Genomic DNA, 20,783 nt, shown 5'->3' with positions numbered 1-20,783 from the left:
ACGGGTCGGGCGTGGTCCGGGCTGCAGGCCTGGCGCCGTGCCGCCGGGTAGGCCGCTGATAGCCTGGAGCGCGTGTCTGATGAAGCCCTGACGACCGCCCCCGTGGCGCTCGATCCCGCGTTCGAGAACGTGTGGGACGAGCTGGTGTGGCGCGGTCTCGTGCATGTGTCCACCGACCAGGAAGCGCTGCGAGAGGCGCTCGGCGGAGACCCCATCACGTACTACTGCGGCTTCGACCCGACGGCGGCATCCCTGCACCTCGGTCATCTGGTCCAGCTGTTGACGCTTCGTCGCCTGCAGCTCGCGGGCCATAAGCCCCTCGGTCTCGTCGGTGGCTCGACGGGCCTCATCGGCGACCCGCGTCCGACCGCGGAGCGCACGCTCAACTCCCGCGAGACCGTCGCCGAGTGGGTGGATCGCCTGCGTGGTCAGATCGAGCGGTACCTGAGCTTCGAGGGCGAGAACGCCGCTCGCATGGTGAACAACCTCGACTGGACGGCCCCGCTGTCGGCGATCGACTTCCTGCGTGAGATCGGCAAGCACTACCGCGTCGGAACCATGCTCAAGAAGGATGCCGTCGCTGCGCGCCTGAACTCCGATGCCGGCATCAGCTACACCGAGTTCAGCTACCAGATCCTGCAGGGGCTCGACTTCCTCGAGCTCTACCGCCAGTACGGCTGCACGCTGCAGACCGGCGGGTCCGATCAGTGGGGCAACCTCACGAGCGGCACCGACCTCATCCACCGTGTCGAGGGCACCTCGGTGCACGCGTTCGGCACCCCGCTCATCACCAACAGCGACGGCACGAAGTTCGGCAAGAGCGAGGGCAACGCCATCTGGATCGACGCCGAGCTGACGAGCGCGTACGCGTTCTACCAGTTCTGGCTGTCGACCGCGGATGCCGATGTGGCCGAGCGGCTCAAGGTGTTCACGTTCCTCACGAGCGACGAGATCGCCGAGTACGAGCGTCTTGTCGCCGACGAGCCGTTCCGTCGCGCCGCTCAGAAGCGTCTCGCGTTCGAGGTCACCGCGACGGTCCACGGCGTCGATGCGACGGCGAAGGTCATCGCGGCATCCGACGCGCTGTTCGGACAGGGCGACCTGACGGCTCTCGACGCCGCGACGCTGCGCTCTGCGCTGCAGGAGCTGCCGCACGCGACCGCGTCGGCCGGCGCGTCGGTCGTGCAGCTGCTCGTCGACACCGGCCTCGTCGGCAGCCTGTCGGAGGCCCGACGGGCGATCGCGCAGGGCGGTGTGTCGGTCAACGGTGCAAAGGTCGACGACGAGTCGGCCGTCGTGGTCGGCGACCTTCCGGGCGGCGTCGCTGTGCTCCGACGCGGCAAGAAGACGCTCGCCGGCGTCTTCGTCCAGGACTGATCCGACCGGATGCCGTTCACCCCGAGCCACGCCGTCGTCGCGCTGGCGGTCGTCCGCACACCGCTCGTGCCGGCGGCGGTGGCCGTCGGGGCGATGGCTCCGGACCTCCCGCTGTTCGTTCGCGGGATCGGCATCAGCTACGCGCAGACGCACGCCTACCCGTGGCTGACGGTCGCGATCGCGAGCGTGCTGCTGCTCGCCTGGTGGCTGCTGCTGCGGCCCGCGGTGCGCGAGCTCGCCCCCGCGTGGCTCGCGGGGAGGCTGCCGTCGGGGTGGGACGCCATGGGCGCCGACGCATTGCGAACGGTGCGGCCGGCGACGGGGCGGCGGTCGGCCGCGCTGACGGCCGCGCTCGTCGTGGTGTCGCTGGCGCTCGGAGTGCTCAGCCACATCGCGTGGGACGCCTTCACCCACGAGGGACGCTGGGGTGTCGAGCTGATCCTTGCACTGGCCGAACGCTGGGGTCCGCTCCACGGTTTCCGGTGGTTCCAGTACGCGTCCAGCTTGCTGGGGCTGTTCGGGCTGGCGGTGGCGGGCGCGTTCTGGCTACGGCGGCGCGAGGGCGGTCCGGTACGACGGGTGCTGCCCGGGGTCGTACGCGTGGTGTGGTGGGCGTCGTTGCCGTTCACCCTCGTGGTCGCCTGGCTCGTCGGTCTGGCCGCTTACGGTCCGCTGACGGCGGAGTGGACGGCGCAGCACCTCGCGTATCGCGTGCTCCCGCCTGCCTGCACCCTGTGGGGACTGGCGACACTGGTGCAGTGCGTGGTCGTTCAGGTCGCGCGCCGGCGCTCTGTCCGCTGAGACCGCGGCGACTCAGGCGGTACCAGGTCGAGTGGCTGTCACTCGACGCCGCGGAGTCGGTCGATCTCGCGCCGTTCACGCTTCGTCGGCCGGCCGGCACCGCGATCGCGGACGGCCAGCATCGCCATCGGCTCACGCGGCGGAGTGCGGTCTTCGAGCGCCGTTGCGGCGACGGGCGCACCGACACGCTTGGTGAGCGTCTGCCGGACGACGAGGATGCGGTCGAAGCCGGCGATCCGCACCCGCAGCTCATCGCCGGGCTTGACCGACTGCGACGCCTTGACCTTCTCGCCGTTGATCCGCACGTGCCCGGCGCGACAGGCCGTTGTCGCCGCCGAGCGGGTCTTGTAGATGCGCACGGCCCATAGCCACGAGTCGACGCGGACGGGGGCGTCGGATGCGGTCATGCGTTCCATTCTCGTCGACGCGTCAGCGCTCATCTCCGCTGCTGTCCGTGTTCGCGTCCGTGAGGTCGAGCGCGACGACGGCGACGTGGGGCTTCGGCCGAGCGACCTCGCGGAAGCCTGCGCTGAGGAAGGTCGAAAGCGCGCCGTGGTAGAGCTCGTTCGAGCTGACCTTGCGCCCGGCATCCGCGTCGACCGGATACGCCTCGACCACGCGGGCGCCGTTCTCGCGAGCGAAAGCGACCGCTGCGTCGAGGAGCGCGGCGTTGAGACCCGAGCCGCGGTGCTCCCTGCGAACCGCGAAGCAGCTGACGGCCCAGACGTCCGCGTCGTCCCAGGGTTCTTCAGTCGCGCCGGCGTAGGCGCGGGTCTTGCTCAGGCGTATCTGGCGGGTGCGCGGACCGACGCGGACCCAGCCGGCGGCGTCGCCGTCGACGTAGGCGATGAGGCCGGGGGAGGGCGCGGCATCCACCTCAATGCGGAAGGCCGCGGCCCGTCCGTCGATGTCGGTCCTCTGGAAGTCGGCGTTGGTCATGGTCCACCACTGGCACTGACACTCGTGTCCATCGCCGCCGCCGCTCATTGCATCCTGGGCATCGCTGAAGCTGCCGGGCGTCACCGGCACGATCGTCGTCTCGGTCATGGGGCGACCGTAGCGTCCGCCGCCGACACGGGGCAACGCGCCCGGGCGCACCGGTTCGCGAGCGGGCTCCGGACCGGTTAGCATAGGGGAGTTGTCCGCGTGCGGACAGCGGACCGGGATGTGGCGCAGCTTGGTAGCGCACTTGACTGGGGGTCAAGGGGTCGCAGGTTCAAATCCTGTCATCCCGACGGGTAAGGGCCCGGAAACCTGCTGGATTGCAGGGATCCGGGCCCTTCGTCGTTTCCGGGGTCAGCGGTCGTCGACGGCAAGCCCACATGGAGTCACCCTCCAGGCGCGACCGTCCGTGTTCGGCATGATGTTCACCTCACCTCGAAAAAGCTCAGGCGCTCCCGGGCGCCGAGACCAACACGCTCGCAGACTCGCGCCCGACGCGCGCCACACTGACATCCAGGAGACCCGGACATGCCAAGCAGACCTCTGCACAATTGGGATGATCGCGTAGCCTTCACCGCCGCCGAGACCATCCCCGATCCTCACCCGGATTGGCCGACCCGTCGAAGTCTGCAACGACGACGCGGCGTCGGTTCTCGGGTTGCGCAAGGGGTAGCCGTAGTCATCTCGTGCGGGCGGCGGTGGCTGAGGCATGCATGACATTCGCCCCGCTTGCGCCGAACCCGGACGGGGTTGACATGTCGCCGAGGGAGGAGGGCACGTCGATCGAGTCGTCGAAGTCATATTCCGTCGCTGCGGCGGGGGTTGCCGTAACGGCCCATCGAGGCCCAGAGGCCGAGGGTCGCCCCCGGCGCCGGGGGCGCGTCCCCCAAAATGCGTGCCCGCGGAGCCGGGAGCAACGTACAACAGTGGCGCGGGCTGCTTGTCCCCGTAAGGGGGGCAGCGCGCCGGCGCCCCGTCGCGTACCTTCGATCCGCTGGTCAACCAGCCTGACGGCGATCCTGCTCGGAGTGGCCCCAAACGCTCGGCAGGTTCGCCGCCCCTTTCAGCCCGACGCGGGTCTCCTGAACGGGACCGCAAGCCGCGGGATGCCGCACCGGAACCGACACCTGAGACTCGCAGGGTTTGCCTGACACCGATAGGGGGTGCCGCGCCGACGCGGCGAGCGTACCTTCGCGCTCGTGGGGTAGCAGGCATTCAGCGGCGGCTTCGCTTCGAGCGACCCCAACGCTCGGCGGAGTCGCCGCGCCGCACTCAGCGTGTCGCTACGCCGTTGGTCGGGCGCTGTCAGTGCTCATGCGAGGCTTCACGGGCGCCGCGGTGAACCTGTGAACCGCACATCCTGGGGGCGTAACGTCCAGTCATGAACACGCAGACGAAAGCGTCCACGGCGGCACGCGCCACGTCGGACGGAACTCTCGGGCTCGGTAGCGTTCTTGCCGGCTCGCTACCCCGCGGACTCGCGACGCCGGAGGCGCCCTCCCGTTACACCGTCGAGGCCGTCTTCACCCGCCGCCCTCAACGTCGGGAGATCCTGAGCATCATCGGCGATGAAACCCGAGCGCTGCTCGGCAGCTACGGCTACGACATGGTGAGGCTGGCCGTTTCGGACAGGCGCCTCGAGATCCACAACACCAGTCTCGAGGAGCTTCGCGACGGACTCTCCACGCGAATTGCCGACCGTCTCGCTGCGATCGGCGACGAGACTCGAGCGTACGAGGATGCCGCCGCGTTGCGTTCCCTCGACGCGGCAGAAGACGAGCGAATCCGCGCTGGGAAGGTTGCAGACCTCGCCGCGTCCATCACGTTCAGCGTCAGCGCCCAGCGGACCTCTGTGAGCGTCGCCAGGGCCACGAGCGACGATGCACCAGCGGAAGCATGGGCGAATGAGGGTGGTCACGCTCCCGCCGCCTAGGAGACGCCGTTGCGAGTCGTCACGGGCTAGGAGCCGTCAACCACGGCGTCGTCCTGCCGAGCGCGTGGATAGAGCTCGCCATCGCTGGACTCAGGCTGATTCGCTCCCATCTCGAGCCGCACCGGCGACCACGGTCGAACGATCGCTGACCGCTCCGAAGCCCTTCGCGGAGACGCGGGGGGCTTCTTCTGTTCCGCCTCAGGCGGCGTCGGCTACCGTCGAATCTGCCGCAGAAGAGGGACGACGACATGACGATCATCGAGAGCACGACGCAGTTCGAGAAGCAGTTCACCGTCAGCGGCTACGTCGTGAGCGGCGCCGGCGACAGGGTGCTGCTCGTGCACCATCGGAAGCTCCTGAAGTGGCTTCCTCCCGGTGGCCATGTCGATCCCGACGAGACGCCGCAGGTGGCGGTCGTGCGAGAGGTGCACGAGGAGACGGGGATCCGCGCAGCGCTCAGGCCGCACCCGGGCGTCGATCTCGAGGTGGACGGCACGAAGGAAGCTCAACTCGACCTGCCTCTCAGCATGAGCTACCAACTGATCCCGGAGCGGCCGGGCGAACCGGCGCACATCCACATGGACATGGCCTTCGCGCTCGACGTCGTGGGCGACGAGACCGTGCACTTCGCCGAGGTCGAGGTCCACGCGGCCGGGTGGTTCTCCCTCGGTGAGGTGCAGGCACTCGACACCTTCCCGTCGGTGCGGGCGATCGTCCGTTCCTTGATCGGTGACCCCGTCTCGATCCCGGTGTAGCGCGCCGAACCGATCTTGCTCGCCCGCCCGTCACCTCGCGCGAACCCGAGGGTCGGCGCCGTCAGGGGATCAGGCGTTCGGCGCGGTAGCGGTCGAACAGGTCTGCGAAGGCCTGTTCCGTCCGCCGGTAGGCGAGGAATCCGGCATCCCGGCTCTTGCCCATGTCGGTGACGACCTCCATGTCGCGTCCGAGGTCGGCATCGGTGTGCCACCACGAGGCGACGCGGCTCAGGTCGGATTCGATGAGCCCGTGCTTGCGGGCGATGTCGGGCCACGCATGCTCGTGGTCGGCCATCTGCTGCTCGAGAGGCCGCGGTGCGTTCTCGTAGCCCTTCACCCGGTCCGGGTCGACGCCGAGGTGTTCCGCCAGACGGGGCCACATCCAGCGCCACCGGAAGACGTCGCCGTTGACGATGTTGAAGGCCTCGTCGGCGCCCGCGGGATCCGTCGCGGCCCAGACCATCTGTTCGGCGAGGACACCGGCGTCGGTCATGTCGGTCAGGCCGTTCCACTGAGTCTCACTGCCGGGGAACACGAAGTCGAGATCGAGCTCCTTGGCGATCGTCGCCTGCGCGGCGATCGTCAGCCCCATGTTCATCGCGTTGCCGACGGCGTAGCCGATCACGGTGTGCGAACGGTGCACCGACCAGGTGAAGCCCTGCTCCGCCGCCGCGGCGAAGAGCTCGTCCTCCTGCGCGTAGTAGAAGTTCGGGGTGTCGAGGCGCTCCTCTTCCTCGTGGAACGGCGTGTCGGGCATCTCGCCGGCAGCGTAGGCCTCGAACGGGCCGAGATAGTGCTTCAGCCCGGTCACGAGCGCGACATGCTCGAGGGGTGCGTGCGTGAGCGCGGCGAGGAGATCACGCACCATGGCGCCGTTGACCGCGATGTTCTCGGCCTCGGTGGCCTGTCGCTGCCACGCGGTGAAGAACACGTGGGTGGGATGCTCGTCGGCGAGGGCCGCCCGCAGGCTGTCCGGGTCTCGCAGATCGGCCGCGATGCCTCGTACCACCCCCTCGGACGACGCGCGCCGCGAGAGCGCCAAGACCTCCCAGCCGTCCTTGATCAGGTGGTCGACGAGCGCCGAACCGGTGATGCCCGAGGCGCCGACGACGAGGGCTCGGCGGACGGGGGAGTCGGGGGCGTGCGTCGAAGGAGTCATCCTGGGGTCAACGGAACGGGCCCGACTTCATTCCTCAGGTCGCCCAGCCGGTCAGGCGCTTCGCCAGGTACGGCGCCGTGCGGCTCTCCGCGACCTGCACCACGTCGTCCGGCGTCCCCGCTGCGATCACACGCCCACCCGCGTTGCCACCCGACGGTCCGAGGTCGATGACCCAGTCGGCGGATGCGACGACATCCATGTCGTGCTCGACGACGACCACCGTGTTCCCGGCGTCGACCAGCGCGTGCAGCTGCGTGAGCAGCAGGCGCACATCGGCGGGATGCAGGCCGGTCGTCGGCTCGTCGAGCAGGTACAGGGTGTGGCCGCGACGCGCCCGCTGGAGCTCGGTCGCGAGCTTGATGCGCTGCGCCTCACCGCCCGAGAGCTCCGTCGCCGGCTGCCCGAGGCGCAGGTAGCCGAGGCCGACGTCACGCAGCGTGCCGAGGCTGCGCGATGCCGCCGGCACGTCTTTCAAGAACGTGGACGCATCCGCCACGGTCAGGGCGAGCACGTCGGCGATGGTCTTGCCGCGGTAGGTGACCCCGAGCGTCTCGTGGTTGTAGCGCGCGCCATGACAGGTCGGGCACGTGCCGTAGCTTCCGGGAAGGAACAGGAGCTCCACCGAGACGTAACCCTCGCCGAGGCACGTCTCGCAGCGGCCTCCGGCCACGTTGAACGAGAACCGCCCGGCCGTGTAGCCGCGCTCTCGAGCGAGATCGGTGCTCGCGAAGACCGCGCGCACGGCGTCGAACAGCCCGGTGTAGGTGGCGAGGTTCGAGCGGGGCGTGCGTCCGATCGGCTTCTGATCGACGCGAACGAGACGGTCGACCTGCTCGAGACCCGTCACCGTCCGCACGACGGCGGCCGCACGCGATGCCGGGACGGCCCCTTCGGTGGCCCCCGCAGCATCCGACGCCTCGTCGTCCTCTTTCTCCGCGGTGTCCTCACCGTGCAGGTAGCCGCTGACCACGTCACGCAGCACCCCGCCCACGAGGGACGACTTGCCCGACCCCGACACCCCGGTGACGGCGATGAACGTTCCGAGCGGGAACGAAGCGTCGACGTCGGTGAGGTTGTGCAGCGAGGCGCCGGCGAGCGTCAGCCACTCTTTCTGAGGGCGTTGGGCGCGCCGTAGCGCGGCGGTTCCCTCCTCTCCTGCGAACAGGAACGGTCGTGTCACCGACTCCTCCACGCCGGCGAGGCCCTCGACCGCCCCGCTGTAGAGCACCTCGCCGCCGCCCTCGCCCGCTCCCGGGCCGACGTCGACGATCCAGTCGGCGCCCCGTACGACGTCCATGTTGTGCTCGACGACGAACACCGAGTTGCCCGACGCGGTCAGCTGTTCCAGCACGGCCAGCAGCGGCTCCGCGTCGGCCGGATGCAGCCCCGCCGACGGCTCATCGAGCACGTACACGACACCGAACAGGCCCGAGCGCAGCTGCGTCGCCAGGCGCAGGCGCTGCATCTCGCCGGGGGAGAGGGTCGTGGTCACGCGCCCGAGCCCCAGGTAGCCCAGGCCGAGGTCCGTGAGCACCTCGATGCGCGCCAGCAGGTCCGTGGCGATCGCGACGGCGACGTCGGTGTGCTCGCCGGACGATGACGTGGGCAGCGCAGGCCCGGCGTCCGTCAGCGCGGCGGTGGGCCTCAGGATGTCGGCGAGGTCGCTCATCGGCAGGGCGTTCAGCTCGGCGATCGTCCGGCCGGCGAAGGTGACGGCCAGGGCCTCGCGGCGCAGCCCCGAGCCGCCGCACGGCGGACAGGTGCCCGTGCGGACGAACTGCAGCACGCGCTCGCGCATCTTCGCGCTGTTCGAGTCGGCGAGGGTGTGGAAGACGTACTTCTTGGCGCTCCAGAACATGCCCTTGTAGGGCTTGGCGACGCGGTCGCGCTGCGGGGTGATTTCGACGACCGGCTGCTCGTCGGTGAAGAGGATCCACTCCCGGTCGGCGGGCTCGAGCTCGCGCCACGGCCGGTCGACGTCGTATCCGAGGGCGATCGTGATGTCACGCAGGTTCTTCGCCTGCCACGCACCCGGCCACGCAGCGATAGCACCGTCGCGGATGCTGAGCGAGGGGTCGGGCACGAGCGTCTCCTCGGTGACGGTGTGCGCGACGCCGATCCCATGACACTCCGGGCAGGCACCGGCGGCGGTGTTGGGCGAGAAGGCGTCGGAGTCGAGGCGCCCGGGGACGCCCTCGGGATACGTCCCGGCTCGCGAGAACAGCATGCGCAACGAGTTCGACAGCGTTGTCACGGTGCCCACGCTCGACCGTGAGCTGGGGGCCCCTCGGCGCTGCTGCAGAGCGACGGCCGGCGGCAGGCCCGTGATCGAATCGACGTGCGGATTGTGGCCCTGCTGGATCAGCCGCCGCGCGTACGGAGCGACCGACTCGAGGTACCGCCGCTGCGCCTCGGTGAAGATCGTGCCGAAGGCGAGCGACGACTTGCCCGAGCCCGACACCCCGGTGAAGGCGACGATCGCGTCGCGGGGCACGTCGACGTCGACGTTCCGCAGATTGTTCTCCCGGGCTCCGCGCACGCGGACGAAGGTGTCGGGGGCCGTGCGGCGGTCTGCGGGCATCGGGCAAGCCTACGTGCCGCTCCGGTAGCCGAGCGTCGACCGGCACACATCCACGATGAGGGGTCGCGCGGTGTCGGCGGTGGTCTCGGCCTCGTAGGTCAGGGCGAGGGTCACGAGCACCCCGAGGGCGCCGGTCACGCGGGCGCGGCGCGGCAGGGCGCTGTGCTCGCCGATGCGGAACATGTCCGACACGAGGTCGCCGATCCGCGCGAGCCCGGGACGCAGACGCTCGTCGGCGATCGGGGGGATGGACGCGAGCACGACCTGAGCCCAGCCCGGGTGGCTGAGCGCGAGATCGACCAAGCCGTCGATCGCGGCAGCGTCGCGGTCTGCGTCGTCGGCCGTGAATGCCGCGACGACACGGTGAACGCCTTCGGTCAGGCTCACGCACTGCGCCAGTGACGCGTCGATGAGCGCGTCCTTCGAGGGGAACCGCCGGAGAAGACCCGTCTTCGAGAACCCCGTGGCGTCAGCGACGGCCTGCACCGAGGTGTCGCGGGCGCCGCGCCGGGCGACGAGGGCGGCCGCCGCATCCAGTACGGCCTCGTCGATCTCTGCCGACGAGGGGCGCACGGATCGAGCACGACCGCTGCCCGTCATGCGCGCACCGCCGAACGACCGCGCCGGGTCGCGAGCGTCACGGTGCCGACGAGCAGTTCCCAGGCCAGGATCGCGTAGACGGCCAAACGCTCCCAGACGCCGTCGGGCAGCAGATCGACGGCGGTCGAGTTCGAGTCGACGAGCAGCATCACCAGATTGACGAGGCCGACCACGCCGAGCGCGATCGACGTCGTGCCCAGCCAGCGCGGCCCCCGCCGCAGCAGGGTCACCCCCGCGACGATGACGGCGGCGTTGCCCGCGATGATGGCCATCGCGGCGCCGAGGACATGGAAGACGATCAGGCCGTTGCTTGCATTCGTCTGGCTGCCCGGGAACAGCCCGACCAGGATGATGCCGACGGCGTGCACGAGCGCGAGCCCGACGAACCAGCGGCGGACGCCGGCCCGCCACACATCGCTCCGCGCGGTGAGCACCGCCGCCGCGGCGAACAGGATGCCGTGCGCGACGAACGCGACGTTCATGACGACGTGCAGCGGCGAGTCCATCGTCCGCCCCTGGAACAGGCCGACGTCGGGCACGCCGAGGTCGCTGATGTAGTTCGTGGCATACGAGTAGCCGGGGAAGGCCAGGGCGGTGACCCCTTCGGCCGCGAGGTACACCGCTGCCGCGAGAAGCCACAGGGATGCACTTCTGGACTGAATCGGTCGCATGCGGACCATATTAGTCCAACCGAGAGCGGGTGCGACGGATACCGCGGCGAATCGATGTCTGCGGCTCGCCCTAGGCTCGTGCGGTGGGCATCGCAGAGTGGATAGTGCCGCGACGACTGGGGCGCGACTTCCGCTGGCTGTTCGCGTCGTCGGTGACGAGCAACATCGGCGACGGGATCGCGCTCGCCGCCGCCCCGCTCCTCATCGCATCGATGACCGAGTCGCCGATCCTCGTCGCCTCCGGCGCGATCATGCAGTTCCTTCCTTGGTTGCTGTTCGGCCTGCACGCCGGGGCGATCGCCGACCGCGTCGACCGTCGCGTGCTGATCATGGCGGCCAACGGCATCCGCGCGCTCGTGCTGCTCGGACTGTGCGCCTTCCTCGTCACCGGAGGCGCGAGCATCTGGATGGTGCTCGCGGCCGCGTTCCTCTACGGCACCGCCGAGGTCTTCGTCGACACGACGAGCAGCACCCTGCTGCCGATGATGGTGCGCAAGCCCGACCTCGGCATCGGCAACGCCCGTCTGCAGGCGGGGTTCCTCATCGCGAACCAGCTCGGCGGTCCGCCGTTGGGCGCGTTCCTCTTCGCGGTGGGCCATTTCCTGCCGTTCGCCGTGCAGGGCGTGTGCGTCGCGCTCGCCATCGTCCTCATCTCGCGGATAACCGCCACCCGCCGTGTCGAACCGACCGAGGCGCCGCGCGAGCCCACTCCGGTGCACACCGACATCGTCAGCGGGATCCGGTGGCTGTGGCAGAACCCGCCGGTACGGATGCTCGTCGTCATCATCCTCACGTTCAACGTCACCTGGGCGGCGCCGTGGGGCGTGCTCGTCCTCTACGCGACGGACTACCTGGGGATGGGGCCGATCGGGTACGGCGCGCTGACCACCGCGTCGGCGATCGGGGGACTGGCCGCCACGCTCCTCTTCGGGCGACTCGAGCGGCGCTTCTCGTTCGCAGCCCTCATGCGCGTCTGCCTGACGGCAGAGGTGCTCATGCATCTCGCGTTCGCCCTCACGACCTCCGGCGTCGTGGCGTTCGTCATCATGATCGCGTTCGGCGCGTACGCCTTCGTCTGGGCGACGATCTCCACCACGGTTCGCCAGCGGCTCGTGCCCCACGAACTGCAGGGCCGCATCGCATCGGTGAACATGGTCGGCGTCTTCGGCGGACTCGTCATCGGTCAGGCCCTCGGCGGTGTCATCGCCCAGGTGTGGGGGCCGACCGGACCCTGGTGGTTCGCGTTCGTCGGCGCCGCCCTCACGCTCGTTCTCGTGTGGCGCCCCATCTCCCACATCGCTGCCGCGAGGCCGGCTGAGGACGGCCCAAGCGCGGACTGACCGCGCACGTCCCGTCGGGGAACGAGCGCATCGCCTCCTGCACAGGGGAGAGCGCGGGCGATGCCCGCATCCTGCCACTACCGTCATGGACTCACGGGGACCGTGTCAGTTGACTGGGACCGGTCACAGTCACAGCAACGAGGGAGTTCGCATGACCATCCGGAACACAGCATCCATCGCCCGCACAGCGGCGGGAACGGTCGCGCTCCTGGGCGTCGGGCTCGTCGCCGGCTGCTCGACGGCGCCCGACGTCGCGCAGTCCTCTCTCGCCTGGGACGCCGAGGCGGGCGCCTACGAGATCGAGCCGGAGATCGCCGGCGGAGAGGCGCCGCTGAAGGTCTGGGTCGAGTATCCCGCGTACGGCGAAGCCCTGGTCGATGCCTTCACCGCGCAGCACCCCGGCATCCGTGTCGAGCTCACCACGGTGTCGAAGGTGGACGCCGTGGCGAAGATGAAGCTCGACGGTGAGGCGGGCACGGGTGCCGACGTCTACTTCACGAACTTCACCGACCTCCCGGCAGCGATCGACTCGGGTGTCGCCGCGCCGCTGGGGCAGTACGACACCGAGATCACGGAGCGCGTCGGAGAGACGTTCGCCGGAGTCGTCAGCCGGGAGGGTGAGCTCTACGGCGTGCCGGTATCGACCGAGTCGATCGCACTGTTCTACAACAAGACCCTGCTGCAGCAGCTCACCGGCTCGAGCGAGCCGGCACAGACATGGGAGCAGATCCGCGAGCTCGCGGCGGGGTACAACGACCCACGCGCGAACCGGTGGGCCGTCCGGTGGCTGAGCGGCGAGCTGTACTACGCCTATCCCGTCCTCACGTCGCTCGGATGGCACCTCACGGGCGACGCCGCGGACCCGGGCCTCAACGATGCCGCGCTGACGACGGCGCTCGAGTACTACGGTGCGCTTCGGGACCTCTGGCAGGTGAACTCCGCCGATGCCACCTGGGATTCAATCGAGATGGAATTCGCCAAGGGGGAGACGCCCTACGTGATCACGGGCCCCTGGTCGATCGGCGATTTCACCGCCGCGGGCGAGGCGGCGGGCTTCGAGTTCGGCGTGACCACCCTGCCGGCCGTCGATGGCGGGGACGAGCCCGCGACGCTCGCAGGCCTCGGCGTCGGCGTGGTGTCGGGTTACTCGGCGTACCCCGGAGCGGCTCGCGTGTTCGCCGCCTTCCTCGCTTCGGACGCCGCGGCCGCTGCTCTATACGACACGACCGGGGGCATCCCCGCATTGACGAGTGAGAACGCCGAGGCGGTCCCCGGCCTCGCCGACGATGAGCACGCAGCGGGCATCCTCGCGCAAGCCGAGCGATCCGACCTCATCGCAGACGTCGGCGACAAGCTCTGGACGGTCGGGAACACCCTGGTCGCCAGCGTGTGGGACCGGGTCCTCGACGCCCCCACCGCTCAACGGCAGGCCGTCTCGGGCTACGCCGATCTGACCGGGCTGGGGGAGTGACCCCGCACCATCGCGGAGGGGGCCCGGCGGCACCGTGGTCGCTCGGGCTCGCCTCCGCGCTCGTGCCGGGACTGGGGCAGCTGCTCAACCGCGAATGGACGAAGGGTGTCGCGCTCGCGCTCACCTCCGTGGTCGCTCTCGTCGTCGAGCTGCTCACGGGGCACTACGCGAACCTCGACGGGTACACGCCCCGCACTCACGGCGGATTCTTCGTGCGCGGGCTCTGGGGACTCCTGACGCTCGGCACGCAGCCGCGGACGATGACGGTGGCGGGCCTGACGACGGGCGATCACTCGATCATCCTCATGATCAACGGGATCATCGCCGTCCTCGTCCTGTCGCTGCTCCTCGCCCTCACGGTGTGGTCGGTCCGCGATGCCGCGCGTACACGACGTCGCTACCTCGAGACCCGCGAGCGCGTGCGTCTGCGAGCCTGGGCCCGGGACTCCCTGCAGCGGTCGTTCCCGTACCTGGTGCTTGCGCCGACCCTGGTGCTGCTGCTGTTCGTCACCGCCCTGCCCGTCGTCTTCGGCATCCTCATCGCGTTCACGGACTACAGCAGAGACAACCTGCCGCCCCTGCAGCTCGTCGAGTGGGTCGGTCTGGCGAACTTCCGCCAGCTCCTCGGCGCCGGCGCCTGGGGCGCGACGTTCTTCGGCGTGCTCGGGTGGACCATCGCCTGGGCGGTGCTCGCGACGGCGACGACCTACGTGTTCGGCTTCCTCCAGGCGGTGCTCGTCTCGAGTCGGCGGGTCCGCTTCCCGCGTCTCTGGCGGAGCATCTTCTTCCTGCCGTGGGCCGTGCCGGCGATGATCTCCGCCCTCGTCTTCCGCTCGATGTTCAACGGCCAGTTCGGACCCATCAGTCAGGCCTTGATCGATGGGGGTGTGACGTCCGAGCGGGTGATGTGGCTGACCGACCCGGCGAACCCGTGGCTCGCCCGGATCATCGCGCTGCTCGTGAACCTGTGGCTCGGCTTCCCGTACTTCATGGCGCTCGTGAGCGGCGCGCTGACCAACATCTCGCCGAGCTACTACGAAGCCGCTCGAATCGACGGCGCGTCCGCGGCTCAGCAGGTGCGCTACATCACCCTGCCGATCGTGCTGCGGGCCACGGCCCCGCTCATCGTGCTGTCATTCGTCGCGAACTTCAACAACTTCGGCGTCATCTACTTCCTCACCCAGGGCGGCCCCGCCAACCCCGACTACCGGTACGCGGGAAGCACCGACATCCTCATCACCTGGCTCTACAAACTCACCCTCGACAACGGGCTCTACGACATCGCATCCGTGATGTCGATCCTGATCTTCGTCATCGTCGGGAGCTTCTCCGTCTGGAGCCTGCGTCGTTCGAAGGCCTTCACCGATGCATAGAACCCGAAGTCGCGTCATCACCGCGCTCATCCACGTCGAGCTCGTCGTCGTGGCCGTCATCGTGCTGTATCCGCTGGCGTGGATCGTCGGCTCCTCGCTCGGATCAGGGCGATCGCTCGCGCAGGCGTCGGCGATCCCCGCCGACCCGACGCTCGCCAACTACGTCCGGCTGTTCACCGACACGCCGTTCGCGACCTGGTACGGCAACTCGCTCATCGTGGCCGTGTCGAACATGGTCCTGAGCGTGCTGCTGTCGGCGATCGCCGCCTACGTCTTCGCGCGGCTGCGCTTCTCGGGCCGCCGCATCGGCCTGCTGGTCATGCTCGTCATCCAGATCTTCCCCACGTTCATGACCGCCATCGCGATCTACATCCTGTACCTGAACTTCGGTCTGCTCGACAGTCTCGCGGGCCTGATCATCGCGAGCGTCGCTGCAGCGGTGCCCTACAACATCTGGCTCCTCAAGGGTTACCTCGACGGCATCTCGACCAGCCTCGACGAGGCGGCGGTGCTCGACGGTGCCTCGCATCTGCAGATCTTCACGCGCATCCTGCTGCCGCTGATGACCCCGATGCTCACGTTCGTCGCGGTGACCCAGTTCGCCGTGCCCTGGATGGACTTCATCCTGCCGCGCCTGTTGATAAGCAGCCCGCAGAACTACACCGTCGCGATAGGACTGTTCCAACTGATCTCGGATCAGACCCGGAACGACTTCACGACCTTCGCGGCGGGGGCCATTCTCGTCGCGGTGCCCATCACGGTGCTCTACATGATGCTCCAGCGCTACCTGGTCGCGGGGCTCGCTCAAGGAGGAGAGAAAGAATGACGACTACGCCACTGCCCGTCCGGGGCGCCGACGTGTCGATGACCGCGGAGATCGAGGCCCTGGGGGCGCGGTTCTCCGATGCGGTGGGCACGAGAGACCTGTTCGCGATCCTCGCCGACCACGGCGTGAACCTCGCCCGATTGCGGGTGTGGGTCGATCCCACCGACGCCGAAGGCCGTCCCTATCAGGGCGGGACCAACGATCTCGACACCACTCTCCGTCTCGCCGAACGGGCTCGCGCCGCCGGTCTCGGCCTCATGGTCGACCTGCACTACAGCGACTTCTGGGCCGACCCCAAGAAGCAGTCGCTCCCTCGATCATGGCGGCATCTCGATATGCGCGGGGTGTGCGACGCCGTCGCGGCGCACACGAGCGACGTGGTCGACGCGGTGCGGGGCGCGGCCGGAAGCCCGGAGTGGGTCCAGGTCGGCAATGAGACGACGAACGGGATGCTGTGGCCGTTCGGCCGCACGCCGAAGTACGACCTCGAAAGTCGCACCTTCGCCGCCGTCCCCGTCGAGGAGGCCCGAGCGCAGTACGACCGGCTCGCGACACTGCTGCAAGCGGGATCGGCAGCGGTGCGCGCGGCCGCCCCGGGCTCACGGATCGTGCTTCATCTCGATGCGGGGGGTGCCGCCGACCTCTACCGCCGCTGGTTCGACGAGATCACCGCTCGCGGGGTCGACTTCGACGCGGTGGGGCTGTCGTACTACCCCCTCTGGCACGGCTCGCTCGACGACCTGCGCGCCAACCTCCATGCCATCGTCAAGCGTTTCGACAGGGACGTCATCGTCGTCGAGACGGCGTACGCCCATCGGCCCGACAACCCTGCCGGCATGTCGATGTTCGACGCAGCCTCCCCGGCTGCGGTGTACCCGCCGTCGGTGGTGGGACAGGCGCGCTACCTCGACGACCTCGCCGCCGTCGTGCGGGGCGTTCCGGGTGGGCGCGGCGTCGGGATCGTCTATTGGGAGCCTGCCTGGCTGCCGGTGGCCGGAACCTCCTGGGCCTCCGACGCCGGAATGGCCTACGGCGACGACATCGCCGAGCCCGGCAACGGGTGGGCCAACCAGACGCTTTTCGACGAGCGCGGTCGCGCGCTCGCGTCGCTCACCGCACTCGGAGCGGCATCCGGTCGATGCGGGCTCACGAGAGGAGAAGAATCATGACTCACCGAGCACGGTGGCGAGCGACGGCGCTCGCCGCGACGGCGGTGACCGCTCTGATCGTCGGCGGGCTGCCGGCGACGACGGCGATTGCGGCTTTCGACCCCGACGACTTCGTGATGGGCGGGGACCTGGGCATGATCGACGAGGTCGAGACTCTCGGCGGGCAGTTCTCGCGCGCGGGAGTGACCGGAGACCCGATCGACATCATGGCCGACGCGGGGATGAATCTCGCCCGACTGCGGCTGTGGGTCGATCCCTACACCGTCTCGGGCGAGCCCTACGGCGGAGGCACCAATGATCTCGCCACGACGATCGCGACGGCGCAGCGCGCGAGAGCGGCGGGCATGGACATCCTGCTCGACTTCCACCTCAGCGACTGGTGGGCCGACCCCGGCACGCAGACACTGCCGAAAGCCTGGCGGACGCTGTCGTACCCGCAGCTCGTCGCGACAGTGGGCGATTACACGAACGGCGTCATCACCCAGATGCGGGCCGCGGGCGTCCTGCCCGACATGGTGCAGATGGGGAACGAGATCCCGAGCGGCATCCTGTGGGATCACGGTCGCGTCGGCAACGGCGTGTCGGACTTCTCGCAGCTGGCCGAGCTGCTCAGCGCGGGCATCGACGGTGTCGACGCCGCCTTGGCGCCGGGCGAGGACATCGAGATCGTGCTGCACCTCGATCACGGCGGCGACAACGCCCTCTACCGCTGGTGGTTCGACGAGATCACCGACCACGGGGTGCCGTTCGACGTCATCGGCCTCTCGTACTATCCGTTCTGGCACGGGACAATGGGTGAGCTCGCGGTCAACCTCAATGACATCAGTGCGCGCTACGGCAAGGACGTGCTGATTGTCGAGACCGCCTACGGGTGGACCCTCGGAGACGGCGACGGTCTCGGCAACTCCTTCTACACGGCGGAAGAGGCGACGGGCGGTTACCCCGCGAGCGTCGCCGGCCAGACGGCGTACCTCCGCGACCTGCGCGACATCGTCCGCGCCGTCCCGAACGGTCACGGCCGGGGACTGATCTGGTGGGAGCCGGGCTGGCTACCGGTGCCCGGCGCGAACTGGGGCACCGAAGCCGGCAAACTCGACAACGATGACGGCGGGGTGCTGTCGAACCCCTGGGACAACCAGACGTTGTTCGACTGGACGGGCGCGGCTCTCCCGACCCTCGACGTCTTCGGGGAGACCCCACCGATCGACCTCGTCGTGAACGGCGGTTTCGAGCAGGACGGCTACACGAACACGCCGAGCGGCTGGGGTGTGTGGTCGCCCGGCGATGCGCATGCGAACGCCGTCTTCACGCAAGACCCCGCCATCGTCGGATCCCTCAAGCTCTCGTTCTGGAAGTCGACGGCCTACACCGCCTCGGTGTATCAGACCTTCTCGGGGCTCCCGTCCGGGACGTATCGCGTCTCGGCGTGGACGCTCAACGGTGGTGGGCAGAACTCCGCCTATCTCTATGCGAAGAATGCCGGGGGAGCGGAGCAGCAGGCGGGGATCCCGGTGAGTACGCACGACTGGAAGCGGGTCGCTCTCGATGTGACGGTGACGAGCGGTGCGCTCGAGATCGGGTTCTACACCGACGCGCAGGCGGGCAACTGGATCAACGTCGACGACGTCCGCGTGCAGCGCATCGGGTAGGCGACGGCACCGGAGACGTGGGTGCGCTACGGTCGAGGTCGCCTGTTCCGGACGAGAGGTCGGCTGCCGATGGAAACCGTCTACCCGTTGCTGGGCGTCGTCGCCGTGGTCATCATGGCGCTCATCGCGGTCGCGAGCGCGGTTCTCGCGCGATCGTCCGACGTCGCCGCGGCGTGGCGCACCGAGCGGCCCACCATCCTGCTCACGGTGTCGGTACAGCGATGGCGGCGGGTGATGGTGCGCGCTTGCGGCGTCCTGATGGCCGGCGTCGGCATCATCACTCTGACGGCGCCGCTGGCGCGACCCGAGGACTCGCCCGCGATGCGCTATGTGGGTCTCGGCGCGCTGCTCATCGGCGCAGCCCTTATCTGGCTCGCTCACGGGATGACGCGGATGCGGCTCGAGGTCGCCGCGCATGAGATCTATGTCTCGCGCGGGTTCCTCCCGCCGATGCGCGTCGCGACCTCCGAGATCACACGGCTCCTTCCCAACGTCGCCGGCCGGTACGGCGGCATCGTCGGGAAGCGCGAGCGGCGGACGCTCTTCTCGACCACGACGGCCATGACAGGGCACAGCGAGCTGATGATCTACCTCCAGTCCGAGCGCCCCGACCTGTTCGTCGCCGGCGCACTGCGCTGACGGTCGCGCGTCAACGGTCGGCCGGGATAACGTCGTGAGGTGACCGAGCCACCGCGTGAGCTCCGAATCGAGGGATCGCGTGTCGGCGACATCCCGTCGCTCTACGTCGAGCTGAATCGCGTGCTCATGCCCGACGAGGACTGGACACTGGGGGAGAGTCTCGACGCCCTGGACGATCTGCTGTACGGGGGCTTCGGAGTGCTCGCGACATCACCGTCCGCGCGCATCGTATGGGTGGATGCCGAGCAGTCGCGCCGGGCGCTCGGTCGCACGGCGACCCGTGCATGGTACGCGGGCAAGCTCGCGCGTCCCGACGTCTACGCGTCGGCCCCGGCGCGGGCCGCACTGGCCGACCTCGACCGCGGCGCCGGGAGGACCTACTTCGACCTCGTGCTCGAGGTGTTCGCCGGTCACTCCGAGGTCGAACTCGTCCTGGCCTGAGGGGACACCCGGTCGCATAGCGCCGGGCATGCGGAAGGGGCCGGCCCGAACGGGCCGACCCCTTCACTGCGTCGAACGCTCAGAGAGCGCGGATGTTCGTCGCCTGCAGGCCCTTCTGGCCCTGCTCCACGTCGAACTCGACCTTCTGGTTCTCGAACAGGTTGCGGTGTCCAGTGCCGGAGATGGCGCTGAAGTGCGCGAACACGTCCGCGGTGCCGTCGTCCGGAGCGATGAAGCCGAACCCCTTCTCCGAGTTGAACCATTTGACGGTGCCAGTGGCCATGTCGTCATTTTCCTTCTGTGTTCTGGGACCACCGCTGTGATGATCCGGATACCGCTGCGGCCGGGCCGCTGCGGAGTGTGTGGGGGCGAGCGGACACTCGCCGGTTGTGGCGACCGGTCCAGATAGGTACGGTCGCGGGGCCGAGAGCACGGCCCGGGTGCATGAGATCGACGGCGGAATGAAACGAAGTGCACGTCGGACTGAACCGACGGAGAGGCGCGCCGTGACGCACCGACTCTCGAATGCTACGCGATTTCCGGCGCCGGTGGGGCGATGCGTCCGGCGAATCCGCTGAATGACGCCGCGAGTCTCGAATTCATTTCCTGCCCGCTCGGCCGATGAAGCGTTCGTCGAAGGCTGCGAGGACTCGGGCGCACTCGACCACGTCCTCCGGGGTTCCCGCCAACTCGAACTCGAAGATCACCGGCCTGCCGGAGACGCGGGCGAGCTCACGGGCCGCGGCTTGGTAGTGATCACCGAAGTTCCGATTACCCGACCCGATGATGCCCACGAGACGCCGGCGAGTCGCAGGTGCTCGGAGGAAGGCTCGCACGGCAGCCGGAAGGGTCGCGTGCGCGTCGTTGCCCGCCTTGTACGAGGGGGTCAGCAGCACCCACGCCTCCGACGCTTCGCCGGTCCGCACGGCACGGTCGGACAGATCGAGGACGGGGCGCCCGTCGTGCGCATGCAGACGCCCGGCGAATCGGCGGATGAGGTTCGATGTCGACGAATAGTAATAGACAGGCAGCTGCGTCACGGCGTCATTCTGACGC

At 69.1% G+C, this 20,783-nt stretch carries 20 protein-coding genes and 1 tRNA gene; 13 read left to right on the top strand and 8 right to left on the bottom strand.

What is annotated here, in order from left to right; genetic code table 11:
* The first annotated feature begins 72 nt into the window (after positions 1-72).
* Positions 73-1,377, top strand: a complete 1,305-nt coding sequence (tyrS, locus tag BLT21_RS04205) for a tyrosine--tRNA ligase (protein ID WP_091499622.1) — start codon at positions 73-75, stop codon at positions 1,375-1,377.
* A gap of 9 nt (positions 1,378-1,386) precedes the next feature.
* Positions 1,387-2,178: a DUF4184 family protein gene (locus BLT21_RS04200; RefSeq protein WP_091499621.1), complete on the top strand. Its 792-nt coding sequence runs from the start codon at positions 1,387-1,389 to the stop codon at positions 2,176-2,178.
* Between the two features lie 38 nt (positions 2,179-2,216).
* Here the strand turns inward: BLT21_RS04200 and BLT21_RS04195 are convergent, their stop codons facing one another.
* Positions 2,217-2,585, bottom strand: coding sequence for an RNA-binding S4 domain-containing protein (locus BLT21_RS04195; protein WP_091499620.1), 369 nt, complete (start codon positions 2,583-2,585; stop codon positions 2,217-2,219).
* 22 nt (positions 2,586-2,607) lie between these two features.
* Complete coding sequence (locus BLT21_RS04190; RefSeq protein ID WP_091499619.1) at positions 2,608-3,225, bottom strand: GNAT family N-acetyltransferase; 618 nt, start codon at positions 3,223-3,225, stop codon at positions 2,608-2,610.
* 114 nt (positions 3,226-3,339) lie between these two features.
* On the opposite strand from BLT21_RS04190, the gene BLT21_RS04185 reads away from it, so the two are divergent.
* From BLT21_RS04185 to BLT21_RS04175, 3 genes are all read left to right on the top strand, one after another.
* Positions 3,340-3,413: transfer RNA gene (locus tag BLT21_RS04185), tRNA-Pro, on the top strand.
* 1,088 nt (positions 3,414-4,501) lie between these two features.
* On the top strand, positions 4,502-5,053 hold the full coding sequence (locus BLT21_RS04180) for a hypothetical protein (protein WP_176786804.1): 552 nt from the start codon (positions 4,502-4,504) through the stop codon (positions 5,051-5,053).
* 248 nt (positions 5,054-5,301) lie between these two features.
* Complete coding sequence (locus tag BLT21_RS04175; protein ID WP_091499618.1) at positions 5,302-5,808, top strand: NUDIX hydrolase; 507 nt, start codon at positions 5,302-5,304, stop codon at positions 5,806-5,808.
* Between the two features lie 61 nt (positions 5,809-5,869).
* On the opposite strand, the gene BLT21_RS04170 is transcribed toward BLT21_RS04175, so the two are convergent.
* Genes BLT21_RS04170 through BLT21_RS04155 form a run of 4 tightly spaced genes read right to left on the bottom strand, consistent with a single transcriptional unit; the run spans position 5,870 to position 10,819 of the window.
* Entirely contained in the window at positions 5,870-6,967 is a 1,098-nt protein-coding gene (locus BLT21_RS04170; RefSeq protein ID WP_091499617.1) for an SDR family oxidoreductase, read from the bottom strand.
* A gap of 34 nt (positions 6,968-7,001) precedes the next feature.
* Positions 7,002-9,548: an excinuclease ABC subunit UvrA gene (locus tag BLT21_RS04165; RefSeq protein WP_091499616.1), complete on the bottom strand. Its 2,547-nt coding sequence runs from the start codon at positions 9,546-9,548 to the stop codon at positions 7,002-7,004.
* Positions 9,549-9,557: 9 nt separating this feature from the next.
* Complete coding sequence (locus tag BLT21_RS04160; protein ID WP_091499615.1) at positions 9,558-10,148, bottom strand: TetR/AcrR family transcriptional regulator; 591 nt, start codon at positions 10,146-10,148, stop codon at positions 9,558-9,560.
* Positions 10,145-10,819, bottom strand: a complete 675-nt coding sequence (locus BLT21_RS04155) for a DUF998 domain-containing protein (RefSeq protein ID WP_256335904.1) — start codon at positions 10,817-10,819, stop codon at positions 10,145-10,147. Before BLT21_RS04155 ends, BLT21_RS04160 begins: the two co-directional genes overlap by 4 nt.
* An 83-nt stretch (positions 10,820-10,902) precedes the next feature.
* Here BLT21_RS04155 and BLT21_RS04150 point away from each other — a divergent pair, with 83 nt between their 5' ends.
* From BLT21_RS04150 to BLT21_RS04115, 8 genes are all read left to right on the top strand, one after another.
* On the top strand, positions 10,903-12,159 hold the full coding sequence (locus BLT21_RS04150) for an MFS transporter (RefSeq protein WP_256335903.1): 1,257 nt from the start codon (positions 10,903-10,905) through the stop codon (positions 12,157-12,159).
* 151 nt (positions 12,160-12,310) lie between these two features.
* On the top strand, positions 12,311-13,630 hold the full coding sequence (locus BLT21_RS04145; RefSeq protein ID WP_176786803.1) for an extracellular solute-binding protein: 1,320 nt from the start codon (positions 12,311-12,313) through the stop codon (positions 13,628-13,630).
* Positions 13,627-15,003, top strand: a complete 1,377-nt coding sequence (locus BLT21_RS04140; protein WP_091499612.1) for a carbohydrate ABC transporter permease — start codon at positions 13,627-13,629, stop codon at positions 15,001-15,003. Before BLT21_RS04145 ends, BLT21_RS04140 begins: the two co-directional genes overlap by 4 nt.
* Positions 14,996-15,829 (top strand): sugar ABC transporter permease, encoded by an 834-nt coding sequence (locus BLT21_RS04135; protein WP_091499611.1) that lies wholly within the window; start codon positions 14,996-14,998, stop codon positions 15,827-15,829. The genes BLT21_RS04140 and BLT21_RS04135 overlap by 8 nt, the downstream gene beginning before the upstream one ends.
* Positions 15,826-16,998: a glycoside hydrolase family 53 protein gene (locus tag BLT21_RS04130; RefSeq protein ID WP_091499610.1), complete on the top strand. Its 1,173-nt coding sequence runs from the start codon at positions 15,826-15,828 to the stop codon at positions 16,996-16,998. The genes BLT21_RS04135 and BLT21_RS04130 overlap by 4 nt, the downstream gene beginning before the upstream one ends.
* The gene (locus tag BLT21_RS04125) at positions 16,995-18,647 is read left to right on the top strand and encodes a glycosyl hydrolase 53 family protein (RefSeq protein WP_091499609.1); all 1,653 of its coding nucleotides are present in this window, start codon (positions 16,995-16,997) and stop codon (positions 18,645-18,647) included. Before BLT21_RS04130 ends, BLT21_RS04125 begins: the two co-directional genes overlap by 4 nt.
* Before the next feature lie 69 nt (positions 18,648-18,716).
* Complete coding sequence (locus BLT21_RS04120; RefSeq protein WP_091499608.1) at positions 18,717-19,286, top strand: hypothetical protein; 570 nt, start codon at positions 18,717-18,719, stop codon at positions 19,284-19,286.
* A 39-nt stretch (positions 19,287-19,325) separates the two neighbouring features.
* The gene (locus BLT21_RS04115; RefSeq protein ID WP_176786802.1) at positions 19,326-19,727 is read left to right on the top strand and encodes a barstar family protein; all 402 of its coding nucleotides are present in this window, start codon (positions 19,326-19,328) and stop codon (positions 19,725-19,727) included.
* Between the two features lie 79 nt (positions 19,728-19,806).
* On the opposite strand, the gene BLT21_RS04110 is transcribed toward BLT21_RS04115, so the two are convergent.
* Positions 19,807-20,010 (bottom strand): cold-shock protein, encoded by a 204-nt coding sequence (locus BLT21_RS04110; protein ID WP_091499607.1) that lies wholly within the window; start codon positions 20,008-20,010, stop codon positions 19,807-19,809.
* A 316-nt stretch (positions 20,011-20,326) separates the two neighbouring features.
* Positions 20,327-20,767, bottom strand: a complete 441-nt coding sequence (gene nrdI / locus BLT21_RS04105) for a class Ib ribonucleoside-diphosphate reductase assembly flavoprotein NrdI (RefSeq protein ID WP_091499606.1) — start codon at positions 20,765-20,767, stop codon at positions 20,327-20,329.
* Between the last annotated feature and the right edge of the window lie 16 nt (positions 20,768-20,783).

This window comes from Microbacterium sp. cf332 (genome assembly GCF_900102175.1).
Classification (GTDB): Bacteria; Actinomycetota; Actinomycetes; order Actinomycetales; family Microbacteriaceae; genus Microbacterium.
The sequence above is the reverse complement of the archived record's forward strand: the minus strand, read 5'-3'. Positions and strand labels throughout refer to the sequence as shown.

What these genes read in the sequence shown, in the direction of transcription:
- BLT21_RS04155 (WP_256335904.1), bottom strand. Translation starts at nt 10,819, where the DNA reads ATGCGACCGATTCAGTCCAGAAGTGCATCCCTGTGGCTTCTCGCGGCA.
- BLT21_RS04170 (WP_091499617.1), bottom strand. Translation starts at nt 6,967, where the DNA reads ATGACTCCTTCGACGCACGCCCCCGACTCCCCCGTCCGCCGAGCCCTC.
- BLT21_RS04135 (WP_091499611.1), top strand. Translation starts at nt 14,996, where the DNA reads ATGCATAGAACCCGAAGTCGCGTCATCACCGCGCTCATCCACGTCGAG.
- BLT21_RS04130 (WP_091499610.1), top strand. Translation starts at nt 15,826, where the DNA reads ATGACGACTACGCCACTGCCCGTCCGGGGCGCCGACGTGTCGATGACC.
- BLT21_RS04120 (WP_091499608.1), top strand. Translation starts at nt 18,717, where the DNA reads ATGGAAACCGTCTACCCGTTGCTGGGCGTCGTCGCCGTGGTCATCATG.
- BLT21_RS04190 (WP_091499619.1), bottom strand. Translation starts at nt 3,225, where the DNA reads ATGACCGAGACGACGATCGTGCCGGTGACGCCCGGCAGCTTCAGCGAT.
- BLT21_RS04175 (WP_091499618.1), top strand. Translation starts at nt 5,302, where the DNA reads ATGACGATCATCGAGAGCACGACGCAGTTCGAGAAGCAGTTCACCGTC.
- BLT21_RS04195 (WP_091499620.1), bottom strand. Translation starts at nt 2,585, where the DNA reads ATGACCGCATCCGACGCCCCCGTCCGCGTCGACTCGTGGCTATGGGCC.
- BLT21_RS04180 (WP_176786804.1), top strand. Translation starts at nt 4,502, where the DNA reads ATGAACACGCAGACGAAAGCGTCCACGGCGGCACGCGCCACGTCGGAC.
- BLT21_RS04125 (WP_091499609.1), top strand. Translation starts at nt 16,995, where the DNA reads ATGACTCACCGAGCACGGTGGCGAGCGACGGCGCTCGCCGCGACGGCG.
- BLT21_RS04200 (WP_091499621.1), top strand. Translation starts at nt 1,387, where the DNA reads ATGCCGTTCACCCCGAGCCACGCCGTCGTCGCGCTGGCGGTCGTCCGC.
- BLT21_RS04110 (WP_091499607.1), bottom strand. Translation starts at nt 20,010, where the DNA reads ATGGCCACTGGCACCGTCAAATGGTTCAACTCGGAGAAGGGGTTCGGC.
- BLT21_RS04165 (WP_091499616.1), bottom strand. Translation starts at nt 9,548, where the DNA reads ATGCCCGCAGACCGCCGCACGGCCCCCGACACCTTCGTCCGCGTGCGC.
- BLT21_RS04160 (WP_091499615.1), bottom strand. Translation starts at nt 10,148, where the DNA reads ATGACGGGCAGCGGTCGTGCTCGATCCGTGCGCCCCTCGTCGGCAGAG.
- BLT21_RS04145 (WP_176786803.1), top strand. Translation starts at nt 12,311, where the DNA reads ATGACCATCCGGAACACAGCATCCATCGCCCGCACAGCGGCGGGAACG.